The following is a 13,373-nucleotide window of genomic DNA, read 5'->3' as shown; positions in this document are numbered from 1 at the left end:
CGCTTTCTAGACGGGCGCCAGTGGCTCAAAGGGCTTGAAACCTTGAAAATCTTCCAGCGAGAGCAGCGCTCCCTCTTCGGCGAGATCCTTGACTGGATGCTCACGCCGCTGCTGCTGCTGTGGCCCGTGAGCCTGGCGCTCACCTGGCTCGTGGCCCAGGGTCTGGCCAACAAGCCGTTCGACCGGGCGCTGGAGTACAACGCCCATGCGCTGGCCCAGCTCGTGTCCGTGGTGGGCGGCAAGGTGCAGTTCAACCTGCCCCAGCCGGCCAGCGAAATCCTGCGCGCGGACGACTCCGACATCGTCTACTACCAGGTCATCGGCCCGGGGGGCGAATTCCTCTCCGGCGAACGGGAACTGCCCGAGCCCGCCAGCGACGAAGTGCCCCTGTCCGGCGAGGTGCGCCTGCGCGACGCCGAGATGCGCGGCATCGAGATCCGCGTGGCCTACATCTGGGTGCGCCTGCCGCTGGAGGGCACGCCCGTGGCGCTGGTGCAGGTGGCCGAGACGCGCGAAAAGCGCAGCGTGCTGGCCACCGAGATCATCAAGGGCGTGATGCTGCCGCAGTTCGTCATCCTGCCGCTGGCGGTGCTGCTGGTCTGGCTGGCGCTCGCGCGCGGCATCCAGCCGCTGAACCAGCTGGAGCAGCGCATCCGCGCGCGCAACCCCGACGACCTCTCGCCGCTGGACGACCGCACCGTGCCGCTCGAGGTCGCGCCGCTGGTCTCGTCGGTGAACGACCTGCTCACGCGCCTGAACGACTCGCTGGCCACGCAAAAGCGTTTCCTGGCCGACGCGGCGCACCAGCTCAAGACCCCGCTGGCGGGCCTGCGCATGCAGGCCGACCTGGCCCAGCGCGAAGGCACCAGCACCGAAGAGCTCAAGCGCTCGCTGCAGCAGATCGGCCGCTCCAGCATCCGCGCCACGCACACCGTGAACCAGCTGCTCGCATTGGCGCGCGCGGAAGGCAGCGGCGTGGGCATCGCGCGCCAGCCCTGCGACCTGGCGCGCCTCGTGATCGAGGTGGTGCGCGACTCGGTGCCGCGCGCGCTCGAAAAACACATCGACCTGGGCTACGACGGCGCCGAGCCCGGCTCACCCGGCGTGCTGCTGGACGGCAACCCCACGCTGCTCAAGGAACTGGTGCGCAACCTGCTCGACAACGCCATCAACTACACGCCTTCCACCCCCGCCAAGCCCGGCGTGGTCACGGCCCACGTGCTGGCCGATACCTTCGGCCACGTGCTGCTGCTGCAGGTGGAAGACTCCGGCCCCGGCGTGCCCGAGGCCGAGCGCGAGCTGGTGTTCCAGCCCTTTTACCGGGCGCTGGGCAGCGAGGCCGACGGCTCGGGCCTGGGCCTGCCCATCGTGCTGGAGATCGCACGCAAGCACGGGGCCGAGGTCACGCTGGAAGACGCGCGCCCTGGCCACCACCCGCCCGGCGCGCGTTTCAGCGTGCGGTTCGCGGCGCGGGATGTGGTGGCGGGGTCCTGAGCCAGGCCGGGTGCATCCCGCCGCACGGCCTTTCGCGCTGCGGCACATTCCGCGCCGGAATGGGATGAGTTCCAAACGTCGTTAGCCAGCCCGGCCATGCCTCTCCAGAATGGGCCGCACATGCCGCGAGGCGAGGAGAGGACCACGATGACGACGATGAAACGGCGCAAGCTGCTGATCTCCACCGCCGCTGCCTGCCTGGGAGGTGCTGCCCAGGCGCAATCCGCCCCGGTGTCCACGGGCAGCGCACGGCCCCTGCGGCTGCTGGTGCCCTTTGCCGCGGGCGGCGCCACCGACATCACGGCGCGCGCCCTCGCCGGCCCGCTGTCGCAGTTGCTGGGTGCACCCGTGGCCGTGGAGAACCGCCCCGGCGCGGCCGGCGCCACCTGCATGGCCGAGGTCGCTGCCGCCGCGCCCGACGGCGCCACGCTGGGCGTGGCCACGTTGTCCACTCATGGCGTGAACCCAGCCGTCTACAAACACCTGCCCTACAACGCGCTGGACGGCTTCACCCCCGTCACCGAGATCGTCAAGGCCCCGGGCGTGCTGGTGGTGCACCCCGGCCTGCCGGTGCGCGATTTCGCGCAGTTCATGCAGCACCTGAAGGCGCGGCCGGGCCAGCTGGCCTATGCCTCGCCGGGCAACGGCACCATCGGCCACATGTGGGGCGAGCTGCTCAAGAGCAGTGCCAATGTGCGCATGGACCACCTGCCCCAGGCGGGCGCCACGGCAGCACTGGCCGAGGTGCTGGCGGGCCGGGTGCCGGTGTACTTCGACCAGGTGGCGTCGTCGCTGCCGCACATCCAGGCCGGCCGTTTGCGGGCCCTGGCCGTGTCGTGGAGCCGGCGCCTGGCCGTGCTGCCCGAGGTGCCCACCTACGCCGAGCTCAGCCTGTTCTCGAACAACGACCCGTCCTGGTTCGGCCTGGTGGCCCCTGCGCACACGCCGGCCGCCACGGCGCGGCGGCTGCGCGACGCGGTGGCCACGGTGTTGCGCGAGCCCGCGGTGCTGGCGCGCCTGGGAGAGCAGGGGCTGTTTGCCTCGGGCAGCCTGCCGGACGAGTTTGCCGCGCAGATCCGCAAGGAGGTCGAGAAGATGCGGCGCGTCAGCCGGTTTGCGCGCATCACGCTCGGCAAGGACGCAGCGTGACGGCTATGCCGCAGGCGCATGCGGCGGACGCAGCGCGCGAAGGGACATCAGCGCCATGAAGAGAAAGCCATTCTGGGTGGGCGCGCGGTACACCCCCAGCGCGCCCAGCACCTGCGCCGCCACGCCCGCGAGTTCCCAGCCGTCGGTCTCGTCCGCTTCCCAGCGCGGCACCGTCAGGGGCGCAAAGCCGCGCTCGTCGCCCCACTCCCACACCGCGGGAATGCGGGCCACCACCTGGGGATCGTTGTGGAAATTGGCCCAGGCCCACAGCCAGGTGCCGCTGGTCCGGGAAATCGATCCGATGAATTCAATGTCCGCCACCAGCCGCGGCACGCCGGCGTGCGAGAAGGTGAGCGTGCCCTGCACCTGGTCATAGTCCCAGCGCTCGAAGCGCGAGATGCCGTGGTCCGTCTCCAGGGCATCCTGCTTGCCCACCAGGGCCTGGTGGCTTTCGGTGACCGCGTCCACCCAGGCGTCGTGCGGAGCATCCGCCATGGCGCCGACACTCTGCGCCATGGAGTCCTGGTAGCAGTGGTGGCAGATGATCTGCAGGTCCAGGCAGTCCTCGTTGCGCTCGTTCCACTCGCCGCCCTCCCGCTCCAGGGCTGCCTGGCAACTGGCGCACCAGGCGTCGGGAAAGGGGCAGTCCGGCGCCGGCATGTCGCAGAACCAGCGCTGCGCCGGCTGGCGGCACAGGTGCCCGCAGACGTAGGTGGCGGTGGCTTCGCCGTGGCGGTTGCAGTGGATGGCGGAGAGTTCTTCGGTCATGGTGCGGGGCTCGCGAAAGGAGGGGCGGAATCGAAGGATGGGCGCGGAACGCCGGGCGCGACCGCCAGCGCGGCCACCACGGCTCAGCCGCAGGCGCGCATCGTCTTGCCGGCCATCGCCGTGCGCAGGGCGTCCAGCTGGGGGCGCAGCGATTCGGTCACGGCGGGCAGTCGCAGCGTGAAACCTGCCGTGTCCGGCCGCTCCTGCACCACGCGGGCCGTGCGCACGCCCTTGCCGCCCAGGGTGGCCAGCTCGCGCTCGGCGGCCTCCTTCGAGGCGAAGCGGCCCAGCGAAAGGCCGAATTCCAGGGTGCCGCCCGCGCGGTCGTGGTCGACCTTGCGGGCACGCAGTTCGGCCCGTTTCCTGTCCAGCGTTTCCAGGTCCTCGAAGCGGCCCATGTAGACCATCCAGCGGCCCGGCACGGGCGTGGGCTCGAGCAGCCAGCTGCCCTGGGGCAGGTTGGCGGCGGCGGCGCGCAGGGCGTCGGCCTGGCGTTCGTCGAACACGCCCGCCTGAAGGCATTCGCCGGTGTCGGGCGGGGTGGGAGCCTCGGCGGAAGCCGCAGCCGCTGCGCTGGGGGCGGCGGGCGACGCGGCGGCGGGAGCCTTGCCGGAGTTCACCCGCAGGATCTGCAGCGTCTCGGGCCGTATCTGCTGGTCCATGCGCTGGGGCTCGGCCTGCTCCTCGGGGGCGAAGCCCCAGTCCCGAAGCAGCCCCTGCGACCACGCGTAGTAGCCCGCGTTGGCCAGCAGCAGCGCGATCACGGCAAGTCGCAGCATGGGGGCCCTTCCTTGTTTTCCCGCCGGTTGTCCATGGGGTTGCGCGTCCTCGTCCTCGCCCGCGTGGCGGGCCCGCCCAGGGCCAGGGCCGCCATGGAGCGGGCGTCGCCAGGCCACGACGGGCAGCCTCCGCCCCGATGGAGAGGCGCGGCGCGGCTCAGGGGGGGCTCCCCAGCTCTTGCACGGCGCTGGGCCGCACGCTGATCTCGGAACTGGTGATCGCCTGCATGCCGCCGGCCGTGTGCACCAGGAGCGCGCCGTCGTCGCCCACGCCGTGGGCCGTGCCCGCGGTGCCGTCGCTCAGGGCCACGGCACGGCCCTGCAGCACGTCGCGGGCCGCGAAACGTGGCTGCATGGGGCCAAAGCCGTAGCCTTCGAACGAGCGCAGCATGCCGATCAGCGGCGGCACGATGCGCAGCAGGGCGGCGGGTGCGTCCAGGCCGGGCTCCACGTCCTGCAGGCTGCCCGGCGGCATGCTCATGCCTTCGCTGCCACGCGGCAGCACGTTGATGCCGATGCCCACGACCACGTAGCGCGCCGTGCCGGCTGGCCCCTGCGGGGACGGCGCGGCCCCCTGGAGCGCCACGAAACTGGCCGTCTCGACCAGGATGCCGCCCAGCTTGCGGTCGCCACCCGCGCCGCCCAGCCAGAGGTCGTTGGGCCATTTCAGGCCCACGCGGGCGGCCTGGCCCGCACCCAGCGGCGGCAGCACGGGCTGCAGGCTCTCGGCCACGCTCACGCCCACGGCGAGCGACAGCCCCGACCAGTCGCGCGGCGCGAGCGGCAGGCCCAGGGACATCATCAGCGAAGACCCCACATCGCTCTGCCACGCCCGCCCCATGCGGCCCCGACCGGCGGTCTGCTGCTCGGCCACGAGCAGCGTGGGCTCGCACTGGCCGGCGCGGGCGCGGCGCATGAGTTCGGTGTTGGTCGAGTCGATGCTGGGCAGCACCTCGACGGTAAAACCGGGTAACAGCGGTGACACCGCCTCCCACACGGCCTCGGCGGGCCAGCGGATGGGGGCGGCGGTCACTGGCGGCGGCCTTTCCGGGCGCCGGGCTGGAGGTTCCCTGGGACTGGCTGGGTGGCCTTGGCGGTTTTGGTCGGTTTGGCGGGCAGGGCGGGCTTCGTGGCCGCCTTGGCGGGGCTGCGCGGCACCGGCGGCGCCCAGCCGCGCTTGGGCGCGAGCAGCGTGCCGCGGCAGTTGTCGCTGCCGCACCAGCAGGGGTATTCCGCCTTCAGCTTGGGCGTGTAGCGCTCTTCGATGATCAGCCCGTAGTCGTAGTTCAGCTCTTCGCCCGCCTTGATATTGCGCAGCGCCGTGATGAAAATGCGGCCGTCCCGTTCGTCTGCGTAGCAGTTGGGGTTGCAGCTGTGGTTGATCCAGCGCGAGGAATTGCCGCCGAACTTTGCGTCGATCACGCGGTCTTCATCCACGTGGAAGTAGAACGTGTGGTTGGGCTGCAGGGGGTCGTGCGGGTGGCGGTCCTGCGCCTCCTGCCAGGTGATGACCTCGCCGGTGTACTCCACCAGCACCTCGCCCTCGGCGATGTCCTGGGCGGCGAACACGCCGTTGCCATGGACGCCCGAGCGCCGGGTCTGGATGCGGCGTCCCGGTGCGGCGGTGGGGGCGGCGGGCGAGGCAAAGCGGGGCATGGCAAAAACTCTGTTAACTTGATAGTGCACACATGTGTGCGTGCGCGTGTATGCGCGCGAAACCCGAATTGTAGGAGCGACCGGGCCGGAACCGGGCGCTCAGAACGAACGACGACGATGACAGGCAAGAGCCCCAAATGACCAAGACCCTGGTAATTGCAGAGAAACCCTCCGTGGCGCAGGACATCGTGCGCGCGCTCACCCCCGTGGCGGGCAAGTTCGACAAGCACGACGACCACTTCGAGAACGACCGCTACGTGGTCACCAGCGCCGTGGGCCACCTCGTGGAGATCCAGGCGCCCGAGGAGTTCGACGTGAAGCGCGGCAAGTGGAGCTTTGCCCACCTGCCCGTGATTCCGCCGTACTTCGACCTGAAGCCCGTGGACAAGACCAAGACGCGCCTGAACGCGGTGGTCAAGCAGGCCAAGCGCAAGGACGTGACGCAACTCATCAACGCCTGTGACGCGGGCCGCGAGGGCGAGCTGATCTTCCGCCTGATCGAGCAGTACGCCGGCGGCGCCAAGCCCCTGGGCAAGCCCGTCAAGCGCCTGTGGCTGCAGTCCATGACGCCCCAGGCCATCCGCGACGGCTTCGACGCACTGCGCACCGAGCAGCAGATGGCGGGCCTGGCCAGCGCCGCGCGCAGCCGCAGCGAGGCCGACTGGCTGGTGGGCATCAACGGCACGCGCGCCATGACGGCGTTCAACTCGCGCGACGGCGGGTTCTTCTTGACCACCGTGGGCCGCGTGCAGACGCCCACGCTGTCGCTGGTGGTGGAGCGCGAGGAAAAGATCCGCAAGTTCGTGAGCCGCGACTACTGGGAAATCCACGCCACCTTCGGCGCGCAGGCCGGCGAGTACCCCGCCAAGTGGTTCGACCCCAAGTGGAAGAAGGGCGAGGACGTGGAGATGCGCGCGGACCGCGTGTGGTCCGCCGCCGAGGCCACGGCCATTGCGAACGCCGTGCGCGGCAAGCAGGCCACCGTCACCGAAGAGAGCAAGCCCACCACGCAGGCGTCGCCCCTGCTGTTCGACCTGACCAGCCTGCAGCGCGAGGCCAACGGCAAGTTCGGTTTCTCGGCCAAGACCACGCTGGCGCTGGCGCAAAGCCTGTACGAGCGCCACAAGGCCCTCACCTACCCGCGTACCGACTCGCGCGCGCTGCCCGAGGACTACCTGCCCGTGGCCAGGCAGACCTTCGAGATGCTGGCCGACAGCGGCATGCGGCACCTGGCGCCGCACGCGCTCACCGCGCTGAACAACAACTACGTGCGTCCGTCCAAGCGCATCTTCGACAACAGCAAGGTGAGCGATCACTTTGCCATCATCCCCACGCTGCAGGCCCCCAGCGGCCTCTCCGACGCCGAGCAGAAGCTGTACGACCTGGTCGTGCGCCGCTTCATGGCGGTGTTCTTCCCGAGCGCCGAATACACCGTCACCACCCGTATTTCCACGGTGGCGCCCCACAGCTTCAAGACCGAAGGCAAGGTGCTGGTCAGGCCCGGCTGGCTGGCCATCTACGGCAAGGAAGCCGCCGATGAGGTGGAAGGTGGCAAGGACGGCGACAAGGGCCAGAACCTCGTGCCCGTGAAGCCCGGCGAAAGCGTGAGCACCCTGGCAGCCGACCCCAAGGGCCTCAAGACCAAGCCGCCCGCCCGCTACTCCGAAGCCACGCTGCTGGGCGCCATGGAAAGCGCCGGCAAGCAGATCGACGACGACGAGCTGCGCGAAGCCATGCAGGAAAAAGGCCTGGGCACGCCCGCTACGCGCGCGGCCATCATCGAAGGCCTGTTGACCGAAAAGTACATGCTGCGCGAAGGCCGCGAAATCATTCCCACGGCCAAGGCCTTCCAGCTCATGACGCTGCTGCGCGGGCTGGAGGTCGAGGAACTGTGCCGCGCCGACCTGACCGGCGAATGGGAGTTCAAGCTCTCGCAGATGGAAAAGGGGCAGCTCAGCCGCGAATCCTTCATGGCCGACATCGCCGCCATGACCGAGCGCATGGTCAAGAAGGCCAAGGAATACGACCGCGACACCATCCCCGGCGACTACGCCACGCTTGAATCGCCCTGCCCCAACTGCGGCGGCACGGTGAAGGAAAACTACCGCCGCTTTGCCTGCGTGGGTAAGCCTGGTGCGGAAGGCTGCGGCTTCAGCTTCGGCAAGTCGCCCGCGGGCCGCACCTTCGAGACGGCCGAGGCCAACGCCCTGCTGCGCGACAAGAAGATCGGCCCGCTGGAGGGTTTCCGCTCCAAGGCGGGCTGGCCCTTCACCTCCGAGATCGTCATCAAGTACGACGACGAGGCGCACAACTACAAGCTCGAGTTCGACTTTGGCGACGACAAGAAGGGCGAGGAGTCTGGCGAGCTCGTGGAGTTTGAAGACGCCGCGCTCGGCCCCTGCCCCATCTGCGGATCGGAAGTGCACGAGCACGGCAGCAACTACGTGTGCAGCAAGGCCGTGCCCACCGCCGCGCAGCCCACGCCCAGCTGCACTTTCAAGAGCGGCAAGATCATCCTGCAGCAGCCCGTGGAGCGCGAGCAGATGCACAAGCTGCTGGAGACGGGCAAGACCGACCTGCTCGACAAGTTCGTGAGCATGCGCACGCGCCGCGCCTTCAAGGCCCACCTGGCGTGGGACAAGGAGGCGGGCAAGGTCAACTTCGAGTTCGCACCGAGCAAGTTCCCGCCGCGCCCAGGCGCTGCTGCAAAAACAGTAGCTGCCAAGGCTGGAAAGACAAGCGCTGCAGCCAAAAAGTCCGCCAAACCTGCCGCCGCCAAGAAAGCCCCGGCCACCAAGACCGCCGCTGCCAAGGCACCGCGCAAGGCCGCAGCCGGCAAGGCCCCCAGCGCCGCCCTGGCTGCCGTGATCGGCGCCGAGCCCGTGGCCCGGCCCGAGGCCGTCAAGAAGATGTGGGAATATATCAAGGCAAACAACCTGCAGGACCCCAAGGACAAGCGCACCATCGTCGCCGACGACAAGCTGCGCGCCGTGTTTGGCAAGGACAGCGCGGGCATGTTCGAGCTGGCGGGCATTCTGGGCAACCACCTGGGTGGCGAAGGATGAAGCCACGCGCAGCATCCGCAGCATCGCCTGTGTGGGGCTTCTGGCGCACCGCGCTGGTGGCTCTCGCGGTCGTTGGCGCGCTGGGGGGCTGCAGCAGCACGACAGGTTCTGCGCGCTCCAGCGACCCCGCCAGCCCGCAGCCATCGCAGGGTGCCAGCGGCGTCACCGTGTTTGGCGATATCGATGTGGGCGTATCGCGGGAGCGCACGCGCTGACGTGGGGTGTGCTGCCTTGCAGGCCGTCCCCGCTGAACCTGCCGAACCTGCGCGGAGCCAGCCTTTCCGCCCCCACGGTCGATGACGGAACCTGAACCGCAGGGGAACGAATGATGGGCGAACCCGCGCTGTCCTTGCAGATCGCCACCACGGTGCACCACCGCATCCACACCGTCACCGTGCGCATGGATTCGGTGGGCTGGGTGGTGTCGGGCACCAAGCATTTGGTCACGCCCGGCGGCGGGCACCGCTACCCCAGCGGGCGGGTGTTCGTGCTGCCGTGCGGCGCGCAGTGGGAGGTGGTCAACGACCCGGCACCCCAAGGCCGCTATGTGGCGCGGCTGCTGTGTGTCGCGCCCGAGCTGGTGGCGCAGTTCCACCGCCAGTTCGGCCAGTTCGCGGCCATCCCACCAGTGCAAGGCTGCGCGGGCCTCGCGGCCGACGCCGCCTTTGAAGACAGCTACATGCGCGCCGTGGCCGCGCTGGAGAGCGATGCCAGCTCGCAGGCGCTGCGCGAACACCGCGCGCTCGAAGTGCTGCTGATGCTGGCTGAGGCGGGCATCGTCTTCGCCCCGCCCGGCGAGCTGGGCTGGGCCGAACGCGTGCGCCGCCTGGTGGGCCCCAGCCCGCAGGCCGACTGGACGCTCGAACGCATCGCCAGCGCCTTTGCCACCAGCGCCAGCACCCTGCAGCGCCGCCTGGCGCAAGAGGGCGAAACCGTGAGCCAGTGCCTGCGCGACGTGCGGCTGGAGACGGCGCTGGTGCTGCTGCAAAGCTCCGCGCTGCAGGTGTCCGAGATCGCTGCGCGCTGCGGCTACGAGTCGCACAGCCGCTTCAGCGCGGCCTTCCGCGAACGCTTTGGCTTTCCGCCCTCGCAGCTGCGGCCCTGATTCCTGCGGCTGACGCGCAGCGCACAGCCATTGACGCCACCGGGCCAATGCGAAGGCGCGGCGCGCAGCACCATCAAGCCCTTGTTTCACACCGCTACTGCAAGGAGCTTTTCAGATGCCCCACCCACTTTCACGCCCCCTTCGCGTTGGCACCGCCATCGCTGCACTCGCCACGATCGGCTTGGCCCCTGCCGCCCACGCCCAGGCCTTCGCGCTCACCAGCCCCGACTTTGCCGAAGGCAGCACACTGCCCCAGCGCTTCGAGTTCAAGGGCTTTGGCTGTGCGGGCGACAACCAGTCGCCCGCCCTGCGCTGGAGCGGCGCGCCTGCTGGCACCCAGAGCTTCGCCGTCACCGCCTACGACCCCGATGCCCCCACCGGCTCGGGCTGGTGGCACTGGTCGGTGGTCAACATCCCCGCCAGCACCACCGAGCTGCGGTCCGACGCGGGTGCTGCTGGCGGCGCCAAGCTGCCCGCAGGCGCCAGCCATGTGCGCATTGACTATGGCGTGGCCGCCTGGGGCGGGGCCTGCCCGCCCGAAGGCGATGTGCCGCACCGCTACATCTTCACCGTGCACGCGCTCAAGGTGCCGCGCCTGGACCTGCCTGCCGACGCCACCGCTGCGCTGGCCGGCTACATGATCAACGCCCACAGCCTGGGCAAGGCCACGCTCACGGCGCGCTACGGGCGCCCTGCAGCCAAAGGCAAGCAGCAGCCGTGATAGGGCGCGGCCCGGTGGGCGATGCGATGTTTTAAGCTTGGTGGTCGCCCACCACCACGCCACAGGCCCACCCCATGCGCAGCACCCGCGAACGAGCCCTCTGGTCCCTCCTGGCCGCATTGCTGCTGGCCGCCGCGGCCGCCGCATGGTGGACGGCCGACCAGTGGCTGCCCCACGCCGGGCCGTGGACCGAGCAGGCCTGGAAGAAGATCACCCGCCCCGGCCCCGACACCTTGCCGCCCGGCAAGCAGCAGCCCGCCGCACAAGCCCGCGCTGCGCACGGCGGCGCGTCCGAGCCCGCGGCCCCGCAGCCGCGCAAGTGCGTGAAGGACGGCCACACCACCTACACCGACCAGCCCTGCCCCAAGGGCACGCAGGAGCTGCCTGTGGATGGCGCCGTGACCTCGCTGCCCCGCGCGCAGTAAGTTCATGAGGGTGGCGGGCAGCGGCAGGCCCGCCGGTGTGAGGCATGTCGCTTTTTTCCTAGCCCGCCAGGGGGCTGCGCGGATTCAATCGGTGCGTTGATTCACTACCCAGGGCCTCTCTCCTTTTCTTTGGGGGGCCGCATGCACCGATGCAAAAACACACACACCTGCACACCTTTTTTCTTTTGCTGGCCCTCGTGGGCCTGGCCGTCCCCTGGTACTTCAATGGGGTGTACTTTCTGGCGGGCGGCAGCGTGATGCCCGATGTCTTCTGGCGGGATGCGTTTGCCAATGCACTCACCACCGGCATCACCCTCGACGTGTACCTGGCCGCCGTGGCGTTCTCGGCCTGGGTGGCGGCAGACCGCAGCCTGGGTGCGTGGCGCTGGGCTTACATCGCGGCCTGCTTTGGCATTGGCCTCGCGTTTGTGATGCCGCTCTACCTGGCTCAGCGCTTGCGCGTGGGCTCCAAGGGTGGGGCAGGCTGATTCGGCAGGGCCTGCGCGCCGATCTGCAAGGGCCAGTGCGCGGTGAGCGGGCTGCGCGTGCCTTGCACCAGGGCCTGCAGCGGGTGGCCCGCCAGCCTGCGCACATCGCGCCCCATGTGCGACTGGTCGTAGTACCCCTGGCCGGCGGCCAGGTCCACCACCGGGCCGCCGGGCGCGGCGAGGGCGTTGCCCAGCGTGCGGTTCAGCCGCGCAATCACCTGAAACTGCTTGGGCGCCATGCCCCAGTGCGCCGCAAAGCGCCGCTCAAACTGCCGCTGGCCCAGGCCCATGCGCTGGTGGCCTGATTCCGCGCCCGTGGCGTCGGCGCTGGCCGCCTGCAGCAAGGCCAGGGCTTGCCGCCGCCGTGCATCACAAGGCGACGGCGGTGCGGCCAGCTGCCGGACGAACTGGTGCAGCACCGTAAGCCGTGTGGCATCGTCTGCCGCCGCCAGCACGCCATGCTCTACCTCTGCCCATTGCGGGCCCACCAGTTCCGCCAGCGGCCGTAGCGTGTTCACCAGCCCGCGTGCACTGCCAAACAGCGCCGCGGCGGCCTCAGGCTGCAGCACCAGCCCCACGGCCCGCACCGGTCCGCCGTGTTCGTACACCGTGGCCGTGGTGCTGGCGCTGATCCAGGCCGACGGCGGCACCAGCGCGCCCCGGCACCGCACCTGCCCGGCCAGCCGCACCACCAGCATGCTCGACACCATCGCCGGGAAATGCGACTGCGCCAGTTCCGCAGGGGCATCGATCACCACCGCTGCCATCAACCAGGGCTGTAGATCGGAGGGGAGGGGCACAAGACGCTGCATGCCCGGATTCTGCACACCGGCGATGTGCTGGCAGGCACACCCGTCCAGCCACGCGCGCGACATGCGCCTGCCGCACCGCCCGGCTACTATCCTTTCCGCTTCACCAGCCCACCCACCGCATCCCCCGCCACGCACCATGCAGTCAGCACCCACCCGCTCCCTTCCCCTGGCCGGGGCCACCAACTTCCGAGATCTGGGCGGCTACGCCGGCCATGGCGGGCGCACCGTCAAATGGCGGCGCATCTTCCGCTCGGACCACCTGGCGGGCCTCACCGCGCAGGACCGGGCCCTGCTGGCCGAGCTGGGCGTGGCCCGCGCGGTGGACTTTCGCGGCCAGGCCGAAAGCGCCGCGTATGCCTACGCGCTGCCGGGCATCAGCTACCACCCGCTGGCCATCGAGCCCACGGTGGTGCAGCGCGCGCTGGAACTGCAGCGCACCGGCCGCCAGCTCACCGCGCAAGACGCCGTGGCGCTGATGCAGGACACCTACCGGGGCTTTGTGCACGACAACGCGCATCGATTTGCCGAGCTGTTCCGCCTGCTGCTCGATGAAGGCAGCGCCACCCCGCTGGTGTTCCACTGCACCGCGGGCAAGGACCGCACAGGCTTTGCCGCCGCCCTCATCCTGCTGGCGCTGGGCGTGCGGCGCGAGGTGGTGATGCAGGACTACCTGCTCACCAACACCCTCTACCGCCGCCCCGAGGGGTTGGCCAGCCACGCGCCCGACGAAGTGCTGGCCGTGCTGTGGCGTGTGCAGGAGGAGTTTCTCAATGCAGCCCTGCACATGGTGGACACCGAGTTCCAGGGCGTCGATGCCTACCTGGGCGACGTGCTGGGCGTGAGCGCGGCGGCCCGGCAGGCGCTGGCCGTCCGCTACCTCGAACAGCCTTGACGCCGCCTTTCAGACGCCC

Annotated in this window: 14 protein-coding genes; 9 read left to right on the top strand and 5 right to left on the bottom strand. The window is 70.0% G+C overall.

What is annotated here, in order from left to right; genetic code table 11:
• Positions 1 to 42: 42 nt before the first annotated feature.
• Complete coding sequence (locus ACAM51_RS12595; protein WP_218297181.1) at positions 43 to 1,494, top strand: sensor histidine kinase; 1,452 nt, start codon at positions 43 to 45, stop codon at positions 1,492 to 1,494.
• 156 nt (positions 1,495 to 1,650) lie between these two features.
• Entirely contained in the window at positions 1,651 to 2,643 is a 993-nt protein-coding gene (locus tag ACAM51_RS12590; protein ID WP_369643812.1) for a tripartite tricarboxylate transporter substrate-binding protein, read from the top strand.
• A gap of 3 nt (positions 2,644 to 2,646) precedes the next feature.
• Here ACAM51_RS12590 and ACAM51_RS12585 read toward each other — a convergent pair whose 3' ends face one another.
• The 4 genes from ACAM51_RS12585 to ACAM51_RS12570 all read right to left on the bottom strand — a co-directional run bounded on the left by ACAM51_RS12585 (position 2,647) and on the right by ACAM51_RS12570 (position 5,846).
• Positions 2,647 to 3,411, bottom strand: a complete 765-nt coding sequence (locus tag ACAM51_RS12585) for a DUF6882 domain-containing protein (protein ID WP_218297182.1) — start codon at positions 3,409 to 3,411, stop codon at positions 2,647 to 2,649.
• 83 nt (positions 3,412 to 3,494) lie between these two features.
• Positions 3,495 to 4,190, bottom strand: a complete 696-nt coding sequence (locus tag ACAM51_RS12580; RefSeq protein ID WP_369643707.1) for an SPOR domain-containing protein — start codon at positions 4,188 to 4,190, stop codon at positions 3,495 to 3,497.
• A 157-nt stretch (positions 4,191 to 4,347) separates the two neighbouring features.
• A complete protein-coding gene (locus ACAM51_RS12575) occupies positions 4,348 to 5,223 on the bottom strand; it encodes a biotin--[acetyl-CoA-carboxylase] ligase (RefSeq protein ID WP_218297184.1) in 876 nt (291 codons plus the stop codon).
• A complete protein-coding gene (locus tag ACAM51_RS12570) occupies positions 5,220 to 5,846 on the bottom strand; it encodes an SET domain-containing protein (protein ID WP_218297185.1) in 627 nt (208 codons plus the stop codon). Before ACAM51_RS12570 ends, ACAM51_RS12575 begins: the two co-directional genes overlap by 4 nt.
• A gap of 137 nt (positions 5,847 to 5,983) precedes the next feature.
• Here ACAM51_RS12570 and ACAM51_RS12565 point away from each other — a divergent pair, with 137 nt between their 5' ends.
• The 6 genes from ACAM51_RS12565 to ACAM51_RS12540 all read left to right on the top strand — a co-directional run bounded on the left by ACAM51_RS12565 (position 5,984) and on the right by ACAM51_RS12540 (position 11,650).
• Entirely contained in the window at positions 5,984 to 8,911 is a 2,928-nt protein-coding gene (locus tag ACAM51_RS12565) for a DNA topoisomerase III (RefSeq protein ID WP_369643706.1), read from the top strand.
• Complete coding sequence (locus ACAM51_RS12560) at positions 8,908 to 9,126, top strand: hypothetical protein (RefSeq protein ID WP_369643705.1); 219 nt, start codon at positions 8,908 to 8,910, stop codon at positions 9,124 to 9,126. Before ACAM51_RS12565 ends, ACAM51_RS12560 begins: the two co-directional genes overlap by 4 nt.
• A 110-nt stretch (positions 9,127 to 9,236) precedes the next feature.
• Positions 9,237 to 10,016, top strand: a complete 780-nt coding sequence (locus ACAM51_RS12555; RefSeq protein ID WP_369643704.1) for a helix-turn-helix transcriptional regulator — start codon at positions 9,237 to 9,239, stop codon at positions 10,014 to 10,016.
• 115 nt (positions 10,017 to 10,131) lie between these two features.
• Entirely contained in the window at positions 10,132 to 10,737 is a 606-nt protein-coding gene (locus ACAM51_RS12550) for a YbhB/YbcL family Raf kinase inhibitor-like protein (protein ID WP_369643703.1), read from the top strand.
• 74 nt (positions 10,738 to 10,811) lie between these two features.
• Positions 10,812 to 11,162: a DUF4124 domain-containing protein gene (locus tag ACAM51_RS12545; RefSeq protein WP_369643702.1), complete on the top strand. Its 351-nt coding sequence runs from the start codon at positions 10,812 to 10,814 to the stop codon at positions 11,160 to 11,162.
• Between the two features lie 149 nt (positions 11,163 to 11,311).
• The gene (locus ACAM51_RS12540) at positions 11,312 to 11,650 is read left to right on the top strand and encodes a DUF2834 domain-containing protein (protein WP_369643701.1); all 339 of its coding nucleotides are present in this window, start codon (positions 11,312 to 11,314) and stop codon (positions 11,648 to 11,650) included.
• Here the strand turns inward: ACAM51_RS12540 and ACAM51_RS12535 are convergent.
• Complete coding sequence (locus ACAM51_RS12535; RefSeq protein WP_369643700.1) at positions 11,611 to 12,462, bottom strand: helix-turn-helix domain-containing protein; 852 nt, start codon at positions 12,460 to 12,462, stop codon at positions 11,611 to 11,613. The two genes, ACAM51_RS12540 and ACAM51_RS12535, sit on opposite strands and share 40 nt — an antisense overlap.
• 136 nt (positions 12,463 to 12,598) lie before the next feature.
• On the opposite strand from ACAM51_RS12535, the gene ACAM51_RS12530 reads away from it, so the two are divergent.
• The gene (locus ACAM51_RS12530) at positions 12,599 to 13,354 is read left to right on the top strand and encodes a tyrosine-protein phosphatase (RefSeq protein WP_369643699.1); all 756 of its coding nucleotides are present in this window, start codon (positions 12,599 to 12,601) and stop codon (positions 13,352 to 13,354) included.
• The last annotated feature ends 19 nt before the right edge of the window (positions 13,355 to 13,373 follow it).

This window comes from Acidovorax sp. A79 (assembly GCF_041154505.1).
GTDB lineage: Bacteria > Pseudomonadota > Gammaproteobacteria > Burkholderiales > Burkholderiaceae_C > Acidovorax.
This window is presented reverse-complemented; position numbering and strand designations above follow the sequence as displayed.

What these genes read in the sequence shown, in the direction of transcription:
- ACAM51_RS12580 (WP_369643707.1), bottom strand. Translation starts at nt 4,190, where the DNA reads ATGCTGCGACTTGCCGTGATCGCGCTGCTGCTGGCCAACGCGGGCTAC.
- ACAM51_RS12540 (WP_369643701.1), top strand. Translation starts at nt 11,312, where the DNA reads ATGCAAAAACACACACACCTGCACACCTTTTTTCTTTTGCTGGCCCTC.
- ACAM51_RS12555 (WP_369643704.1), top strand. Translation starts at nt 9,237, where the DNA reads ATGATGGGCGAACCCGCGCTGTCCTTGCAGATCGCCACCACGGTGCAC.
- ACAM51_RS12530 (WP_369643699.1), top strand. Translation starts at nt 12,599, where the DNA reads ATGCAGTCAGCACCCACCCGCTCCCTTCCCCTGGCCGGGGCCACCAAC.
- ACAM51_RS12545 (WP_369643702.1), top strand. Translation starts at nt 10,812, where the DNA reads ATGCGCAGCACCCGCGAACGAGCCCTCTGGTCCCTCCTGGCCGCATTG.
- ACAM51_RS12550 (WP_369643703.1), top strand. Translation starts at nt 10,132, where the DNA reads ATGCCCCACCCACTTTCACGCCCCCTTCGCGTTGGCACCGCCATCGCT.
- ACAM51_RS12565 (WP_369643706.1), top strand. Translation starts at nt 5,984, where the DNA reads ATGACCAAGACCCTGGTAATTGCAGAGAAACCCTCCGTGGCGCAGGAC.
- ACAM51_RS12560 (WP_369643705.1), top strand. Translation starts at nt 8,908, where the DNA reads ATGAAGCCACGCGCAGCATCCGCAGCATCGCCTGTGTGGGGCTTCTGG.
- ACAM51_RS12570 (WP_218297185.1), bottom strand. Translation starts at nt 5,846, where the DNA reads ATGCCCCGCTTTGCCTCGCCCGCCGCCCCCACCGCCGCACCGGGACGC.
- ACAM51_RS12535 (WP_369643700.1), bottom strand. Translation starts at nt 12,462, where the DNA reads ATGCAGCGTCTTGTGCCCCTCCCCTCCGATCTACAGCCCTGGTTGATG.
- ACAM51_RS12590 (WP_369643812.1), top strand. Translation starts at nt 1,651, where the DNA reads ATGAAACGGCGCAAGCTGCTGATCTCCACCGCCGCTGCCTGCCTGGGA.
- ACAM51_RS12585 (WP_218297182.1), bottom strand. Translation starts at nt 3,411, where the DNA reads ATGACCGAAGAACTCTCCGCCATCCACTGCAACCGCCACGGCGAAGCC.